Source organism: Nonomuraea sp. NPDC049784 (assembly GCF_040659615.1).
Lineage (GTDB): Bacteria > Actinomycetota > Actinomycetes > Streptosporangiales > Streptosporangiaceae > Nonomuraea.
Genome location: NZ_JBFAMX010000508.1, coordinates 1 through 7,496, shown reverse-complemented (window position 1 = coordinate 7,496; position 7,496 = coordinate 1). Strand labels below are relative to the sequence as shown.

General features: G+C 71.5%; 8 protein-coding genes. 4 read left to right on the top strand and 4 right to left on the bottom strand.

What is annotated here, in order from left to right:
- From AB0J09_RS49905 to AB0J09_RS49895, 3 genes are all read left to right on the top strand, one after another.
- Window positions 1-207, top strand: a 207-nt coding sequence (locus tag AB0J09_RS49905; protein WP_360708129.1) for a hypothetical protein, incomplete at its 5' end; no start/stop codon positions are given.
- 107 nt (window positions 208-314) lie between these two features.
- Window positions 315-1,205, top strand: coding sequence for an alpha/beta hydrolase (locus AB0J09_RS49900; RefSeq protein WP_360708126.1), 891 nt, complete (start codon window positions 315-317; stop codon window positions 1,203-1,205).
- 13 nt (window positions 1,206-1,218) lie between these two features.
- Window positions 1,219-2,130, top strand: a complete 912-nt coding sequence (locus AB0J09_RS49895) for an oxygenase MpaB family protein (protein WP_360708123.1) — start codon at window positions 1,219-1,221, stop codon at window positions 2,128-2,130.
- A 147-nt stretch (window positions 2,131-2,277) separates the two neighbouring features.
- On the opposite strand, the gene AB0J09_RS49890 is transcribed toward AB0J09_RS49895, so the two are convergent.
- From AB0J09_RS49890 to AB0J09_RS49880, 3 genes are all read right to left on the bottom strand, one after another.
- On the bottom strand, window positions 2,278-3,231 hold the full coding sequence (locus AB0J09_RS49890) for a PD-(D/E)XK nuclease family protein (protein WP_360708120.1): 954 nt from the start codon (window positions 3,229-3,231) through the stop codon (window positions 2,278-2,280).
- Between the two features lie 72 nt (window positions 3,232-3,303).
- A complete protein-coding gene (locus AB0J09_RS49885) occupies window positions 3,304-4,014 on the bottom strand; it encodes an MBL fold metallo-hydrolase (RefSeq protein ID WP_360708117.1) in 711 nt (236 codons plus the stop codon).
- Window positions 4,015-4,057: 43 nt separating this feature from the next.
- Window positions 4,058-4,684, bottom strand: coding sequence for a DUF6758 family protein (locus AB0J09_RS49880; RefSeq protein WP_360708114.1), 627 nt, complete (start codon window positions 4,682-4,684; stop codon window positions 4,058-4,060).
- A gap of 74 nt (window positions 4,685-4,758) precedes the next feature.
- Between AB0J09_RS49880 and AB0J09_RS49875 the strand changes: the two genes are divergently transcribed.
- Window positions 4,759-5,154, top strand: coding sequence for an NUDIX hydrolase (locus AB0J09_RS49875; RefSeq protein WP_360708112.1), 396 nt, complete (start codon window positions 4,759-4,761; stop codon window positions 5,152-5,154).
- A 12-nt stretch (window positions 5,155-5,166) separates the two neighbouring features.
- Here AB0J09_RS49875 and AB0J09_RS49870 read toward each other — a convergent pair.
- A partial coding sequence (locus AB0J09_RS49870) for a hypothetical protein (RefSeq protein ID WP_360708109.1) occupies window positions 5,167-7,496 on the bottom strand: 2,330 nt, incomplete at its 5' end.

The window sequence follows — 7,496 nt, the reverse complement described above, 5'->3', positions numbered from 1 at the left end:
CCGGAGCCGTCCTTCCTCTCGACCCCGCCCCCGCCGGTGCGCAAGGAGCCGGAGCGGATCGTCCCGCCGAACCCGTTCACGGTGATCTTCCAGTCACCCGACCTGGCCACGGACGACGACGACATCGCCCCGTCCGCAGCCACCGAGCGCAAGCAGCAGCGCCGCCAGTCCCGGGGCGGAGGCGGCAACCGCCGCCGCGCGGGCTGAGCACCATCATCTGAAAGGGCGCGCACCCCGGCGGGGTGCGCGCCCTTTCACACACGTAGTGCCCTCGACTGTGTCGAGGCGCTGACCTCTGGGTATTGTTGCCCCACGTGAGTACGCCGCGATTCCTCGATCTGCCTCCTGGCGTCGCACCACAGAAGATCGAAACGCCGCAGGGCACGTTCGCGGCCCTGGACGCGCGACCGGTCAGTGGTGTGGTTGAGCGCTGGCCTGCGCTCCTGGTCCCCGGCCTGACGGGCAGCAAGGAGGACTTCATCGCGGTCCTGATGACCTTGGCCCAGTCGGGGCGCAGGGTGGTGGCCATCGACCAGCGCGGCCAGTACGAGACGCTGGGCCCCGACGACCCGGCCGCCTACACCTGCCCCGCCCTCGGCGCCGACGTCGACGCGCTCGCCCAGGTCATCGGCGGCGGAGACCCCATTCACCTGGTGGGCCACTCGTTCGGCGGCCTGGTGGCCAGGGAGGCCGTGATCGACGGGCGCACACATTTCGCGTCCTTCACGCTGATGGGGTCGGGGCCTGCGGCCATCGAGGGCAGGCGGGCGATCAACGGCAAGAAGCTCATGGAAGAGGTGCACGCGTTCGGCCTGGAGCACGTGTGGCACCACAGGCTTGAGCCCGAGGCGCTGGCCGGCGACGTGTCCGACGAGATCCTGGCATTCCTGCGCAAGCGCCTGCTCACCAACTCGCCGACCGGGCTGGCGTGCATGGCCGAGCAGGTGCTGAGCATGTACGACCGCACCGACGAGCTGCGTGAGATCGAGGTGCCCACGCTCGTGCTGTACGGCGAGCACGACGACGGATGGCCGCCCGAGGCGCAGTCGGAGATGGCGGCCAGGCTGGGCGCCGAGTGCGTGGTGGTGCCCGGCGCCGTTCACTCCCCGGCCGTCGAGGCGCCGGAGACGACGGCGGCGGCGCTGGTGCGATTCTGGAACGCGGCCGAGAAGCACTACTTGGACACAAGGTCCAATGTCATGTAATTCTCTACTTACTATGGCGAACATCGAAGACATCGTCGTCCAGCCGCCGCAGAGCGTGACGTGGCAGGTGCATCTCGACCGTTCGATGTGGGTGGGCGGCGTACGCGGTCTCATGCTGCAGGCGCTGCATCCGCTGGCCATGCGCGGCGTCTGGCAGAACTCCAACTTCCAGGAGGACCCGTTCGGACGGCTGCGCCGCACGGCGGACTTCGTGGGACGAGTGACGTTCGGCAGCCCAGAGGAGGCGGACGAGATCGGCCGGCGGGTGCGCGGCATCCACAAGGCGCTGCGCATCCAGGATCCCGACACCGGCAGGACACATCGGGTGGACGACCCCGAGCTGCTGCTGTGGGTGCACTGCGCGGAGGTGTCGTCGTACCTCGAGGTGGCCAGGCTCGGCGGGCTCGGCCTCACCGAGCGCCAGGCCGACCGCTACCTGTACGAGCAGCGCAAGAGCGCCACGTACGTCGGCCTGCACCTCGACGACGTGCCCGGCTCGTGCGCGGAGATGGACGCCTACTTCAAGCAGGCACGCCCCAGCCTGCGCGTGACGGAGGAGGCGGCCTCGACCGTACGGTTCCTGATGTGGCCGAGGCTCCCGCACGAGCTCAGGCTGCTGTCACCCGGCAAGCCCGCCTATTTCCCGTTCGGCGCGCTGTGCTACTACACGCTGCCGGAGTGGGCCCGGCGGATGTACGCGGCGCTGCCGGAGGTGCCTCGCCCGACCGTCAGGGCCGCGCTGAAGGCGTTCAGGCTGGGCCTGAACTCGCTGCCGGAGCCGGTGCACGACCGCGCGTTCATGCCGGCCACGAGGGAGATGCTGCAGGCGTCCAGGGAGCGGCTCGGCGCGGCGGGTTACGACGTGAGCAAGGGCCTCAAGGGCCTGACCGATCCCCGCCGCTGGCCGACGGCATTGGCCGCCTGACCGGCCGGAGCGACCCGGCCACCAGCACGACAGCCGACACGCCCGTCATCGTCCATCCGCTGCCGCCCATGCCTCTGCCGTCGAACAGCACGCCGAGCAGGGAGGACTCCCGCCGAGCGCCGCCGGTGGGGCGGGCCGGGCGGTGCGTCACTCGGCGAGGGCGTCCCATGGGCGGCGGTCGGGGGCGGCGGTCTGGCCCTCGGGGCAGTGGCGGCGGAAGTCGCACCAGGAGCAGATCGGCCCGGGGCTGGGCGCGAACAGCTCGTCGATCTCGTCCGGCACCGCTGTCGGCCCGACGGACTGCCGCTCCCCCGGCGCTGAGGTGCCCTGCCCGGAGGTGCCCGGTCTAGGGCGCGATGTGGCGGAGCCCTTGGTGGGTGGGCTGACGAGGGTGCGGTAGCGTTCGTCGGCCTCCGATGCCTCGGTCGCGAGCTCCTCCGCGCGCCGCAGATGACGGGCGAGCGACTCCTCGGTGTGCCGCCACTCCACGATCTCGCCGGTGGGCAGGTGGTGGAGCTCAACCGAAAGGCAGGGCGTGCGCATCATCGTGGAGGCGGCGACCGCGTACACGGCCAGGGCGAGCGACGAGCGGGCGTCGTCCTGGGTGAGCGGGCGGCGGCCGGTCTTGTAGTCGACCACGACCAGCTCGTCCCCGCGCCGGTCGAGGCGGTCGATGCGGCCGGACACGGCGATGACCTTGGTGCGGGTGGCGACCGTGCGCTCGACCCCCACCGGGTCGTCACTGGGGTCTAATGTCGCGACATATCCGGAGACGAGGTCGCGGGCGCGGCCCAGCCAGTGCCCCGACTGCTCGGCGTCCCTGAACCCCTCCGTGATCCATCCGTTCGTGAGCAGGATGGCGGCCGTCAGCGGGGTCCTGCGCTCGTACGGCTCCCGCCACCACCCCGCCAGCGCGTTGTGCACGCTCGCCCCGACGCTGTTGTGCGCCCAGGCGGGCCCCTTGGACGGCTGCGGCCGGTCCAGGTAGCTGAACCGGTAGCGGCGCCGGCAGTCGAGCCAGGCGTTCAACCGCGACGGCGTGCACGAATAGAGCCGCCGCGGCATCCCATCCAGCGGAAGCTGGCCCTGCACTGCGTTCATGGCCTCCACCCCGCGGAGACGGCTCGGTCGCTGGGATCCGTTGCGGAGTCCGGGCGACGGCGCTCCCTCACCCTAGTCGTCATCCGGGTTGAGCTTGATCCCGGAGATCTTGGTGCCATCGGTGAGCGAGCCATCGACATCGGGGTCGTCACGGGTCAGCGAGCCCGACACCCAGCCGTCGAAGTGCGGCTCCAGGTCGCCGATCGTGACCTCGTCGCCGTGGGCGGCCAGCACCCGCGTGTCACCGGGCAGCGTGAACAGCCGCCCGCCGATCGAGGTCAGCTGGTCGGCCAGGGCGGGGTATTCGCCGCCCAGCTTGCCGGGGCCGTCGGCCTGCAGGGCCTTGCCGGTGAACACGGCCCCGAGCCCCTCGCAGTAGAGCGAGACGCCGCCGGGCGTGATGCCGGGCGTCTCCAGGACATCGAGCTGGACGTCGGCCACCTCGAAGATGCCGTCGTCCTCCATGTCGATGTCGGGCCAGGTCTCGCGCCAGGTCTCCCGCCACAGGGGCTTGTCCTTGGGATGCAGGGCGACGATGGCCTCGTCTCTGCTGGCCACCTCGATGGCGGCCCCGACGTGGTCGGGCAGCCCTGCCGTGCAGATGACGGCGAGCACTTCCCGCTCGCCGACCTGCTCAAGGATCTTCTCGGCGTCACGCGCCGCGTCGATGACGATCACTTCGTCGTCGTCGCCGATGATCCAGGTGTTGTTCTCGACCTTGTGCTCGGTGCCGTCGATATCGACGACGCCCTCGGTCACCACTCGCTCGATACGCGCTGTCACGCTTCCGAACTTTAGTCCGTCTGACTCAGAGCGCGAATCGAGCTCAGTCCTCGAGTCTCGGAGAGAATGCGCCGAACGGGACATCCAGGTCGTGATCTCGCGCGTCGAGCAGCGACAGCTCGGCGAGCGCGATCATGCAGCCGGCATCGGCGGGCCAGGCGATGGCCCACAACCAGTTGCCCAGCGCCTCGCCCGCGTAGACGGCCCGGTCGTCCGCGGCGCCCACGCACCAGAGCGCGGTCGGATGCCCGAGCACGTCGATCTTGGCGTTCGGCGGCCCCGAGTCGAAGCCCTCACCCGGGTCGGGGCCGTCGAGCCCCGCGAACGCCGCACCGAGCCCGATGCCCGGCTCCTCCGCGATGACGAGCAGATCGGCGGGGCCTTCCATGAGCGAGGGCCCCGTCAGCGCGACCACGCTGGCGCGGGCACCGGTGCGCTGGTCGCCCACCTCGCCGAAACCGGTCACCAGCCAGCCGGCGGGCAACGGCCAGGGCAGCCACACGGGCACCACGGCGCTCTTGCGCATGGCCTCCAGCGCCGCGCCGGTCGGCGGCCATGGAGGCTGATACGGCAGGACATCGCCGTGCGTGCCACATCGAAACGCGCTCGACCACGCACTCGGCCCGTGAAGCGGGCCAAAGCACCGCGGACAGGTTGGAGCCGCTCTCACAACTACCCACGGTGCTTTCTCCGGCACCGGCCCGTCAAGGGCGCTTCTCGTTATCCCGTCGTAATCTTGGTCATGTGCGCGTAAATTGTGTCGGCGCGATTATTTTCGACGCCTCTGACCGGCTCCTCCTGATCAAGCGGGGACATCCACCGGGCATGGGGCTGTGGTCCATCCCCGGCGGCCGGTTGGAGCCCGGCGAGACGGACGCCGCCGGGCTCCGCCGCGAGGTCCTGGAGGAGACCGGGCTGCACGTGCAGGTGGGCCGCCTCGCCGGCACCGTGGACCGCCCGGGCCCCGGCGGAGTCACGTACGTGATCCGCGACTACCTGGCCGGCGTGTCGGGAGGCGTGCCGGCAGCCGGGGACGACGCCGCCGACGTGCGCTGGTGCGACATGGACGAGCTGGTACGGCTGCCGCTCTCCGAGGGGCTCCTCGAGTCGCTGACCGCCTGGGGCGTGCTGCCCCGATGAAACGGCGCCTCCCTACCTGTTCGAAGTGAGGCTGGAGATCCACAGGATCAGGTGATCGGCGTTGTACGTCGTGGACCGGCCGAGCGCCACGACCTCCGAGCCCGACACCGCCACGGCCGACAGCCACTGCGCCCCCTGCCCGGCCAGCCGGTCCTTCGTCAGCGCCATGCGGTTCCACGACAGGCCGTCCTGCGAGGTCCAGGCCGCGCTGTCGCCCTCGCCGGGAACGCCGTGCCAGCCCACGGCCACCAGGCCCTCCTCCGCCGAGGCCAGGTCGTACACCGCCGCCGCCTGCTCCGCGGGCAGCCAGGCCGTCTGCCAGCTCGCACCGTCGTCGTCCGAGACGGCCGCGAAGGCGCGCCGCGAGCCGCCCGTCACGGCCGTGCCGATGGCCACCAGCTTGTCCTGATAAGTCGTGATCCGTCGAAGCCCGGCCGAGGTGGCGTCCGGCGGGGTCACACGCTTGCGCGAGCTCCAGTTCACGCCGTCCGTGGAGTACCAGACCACGCTGCTCTCCTGGTCGGCGCCGCCGGAGCCGCCCACCGCCACGTAGCCGTCCCCGCTGGCGACGGCGTCGTAGATCCGCACCCCGGAGCCGCCCTGTGGCAGCTTCTTCGATCTGGTGAACTTGCGCAGGTCAGGCGTGAACCACATGGCGGCGCCGGACGTGCCCGCCTGGTCCCTGGACTCGCCCGCCAGCACGTACCCCTTCTTGCCCGCCGTCACCACGTGGGTCTCCAGGTAGGGGTCGTTCGGGTTGCGGGCCAGGTCGCCGGTGACGTTCACCTTCCTCCAGCTCTCGCCGTCGTCGGAGGTGACGAGGAGGGGGTCGGTGACGGCCACGTTGGTCTCGGTGGCGCCGACGGCGAGCCAACCGCGGCCACCGTGTGCCACGTCCTCGAGCGTCTGCCGGCCGGGGCCGCCGAGACTCATGGACTTCCAGCTCTGCCAGTCCCTGATCGTCCACAGGCCCGCGTCGCCGGAGGCCGAGCCGACGGCGACGTACCTGCCGGCGAAGCCGGCCAGCGCTGTGGTCTCGCGCGCGATCCTGGTCAGGCCCTCGACCTGGCCCAGCTGCACCCGCGAGGCGTTGCCGCGCGGTGGCGCGGTCATGAGCACGAGCTGGTTGTCGACGTCGGAGGCCGCCTGGTCGCCGCCCGCGAACAGGGTGCCGCCGTCGGAGATCGTGAACCCGCGCAGCGTCGCGCCCGGCAGGTTGCCGAGGTCGGCCCGCTTGGCCCACTGGCGTCCGTCGGCGCTGGTCAGCACGGAGTACCGGCCGAGGCTGCCCTGCGAGATCGCCGCGATGCCCGTCGGATAGGAGATCAGCGACTCGACGCCGGCGCTCTCGCTGTTCAGGCCGCCGATGGAGCCGCACTGCGACCACTGTGCCCCGGTCGGGGAGCAGTAGACGCGCACGTCACCCGTGATCGTGCGCTGCCGCCACGGAGCCAGCACAAACCCCTTGGGCAGCACGGCCAGCGTCCCGGTACGCGGCGTGGCCTCTGGAAGCAGGAAGCCGGTCGCCTGCCAGTCGCGCCCGCCGTCGGCCGAACGGAGCACCCGCGATCCCTCGCCGACCGCGGGGGCCCCGATGGCCACGACCGTGTCGCCCTTGGCGACGACCGCCTTGATCTCGCGTACCTCAAGCTCTCTGGTCTCGATCCGCTCCCAGGCCCGGCCGTCGGCGGAGCGCCACGCCGCCGGGCCCGTCCCGCCGTCGTCTCCCGTCGTACGTCCCACCGCCACGAACCCGGACGCCGTCCTGGCGATGTCGTGAATCTGGTCACCGGCCCTGAACGCGGCCAGCCCGGACTCCTCCACCGCCGTCCAGCTGAACCCGTCGGTGCTGGTCCACAGGCCGCGCTCGGACACGCCGTCTCCACCGGCGGCCAGCCAGCGCCCGTTGCCGCCGACGACTCGCTGGACCGTGGGGGTGGAGGCGCCGTTGACCTGGCCGAGCTGCCAGTTCTTACCACCGTCCGGCGAGAACAGGAAGAGCGGGCGCGGTGTGGGGCTCGTCGTGTCGCTGCCGACCGCCACCACCGCGCGGCCGACGGAGGTCATGTCGTTGAGCTTCTGGTTGGCGCCGTCACCGGCCGCGGGGACGGTGAACAGCTCGTCTCCCGACCGCCCCGTCCCCGCCTCCAGCCGCAGGCCGGGGGCCTCGTCATCGGTCCACTGCCATACGATCACGCCCGCGGCCACCAGGACCGCCACGGCCAGCGACAGGACGACGGGGACGGCCCTGCTGCGGTGGCGTACAGGGCCGGACCTGCGGACGGCGGCCGGGGCCGGGCCTCTGTGGTGCCTGCCGCTCGAGCCTTGCGGGCGCGGCGGGC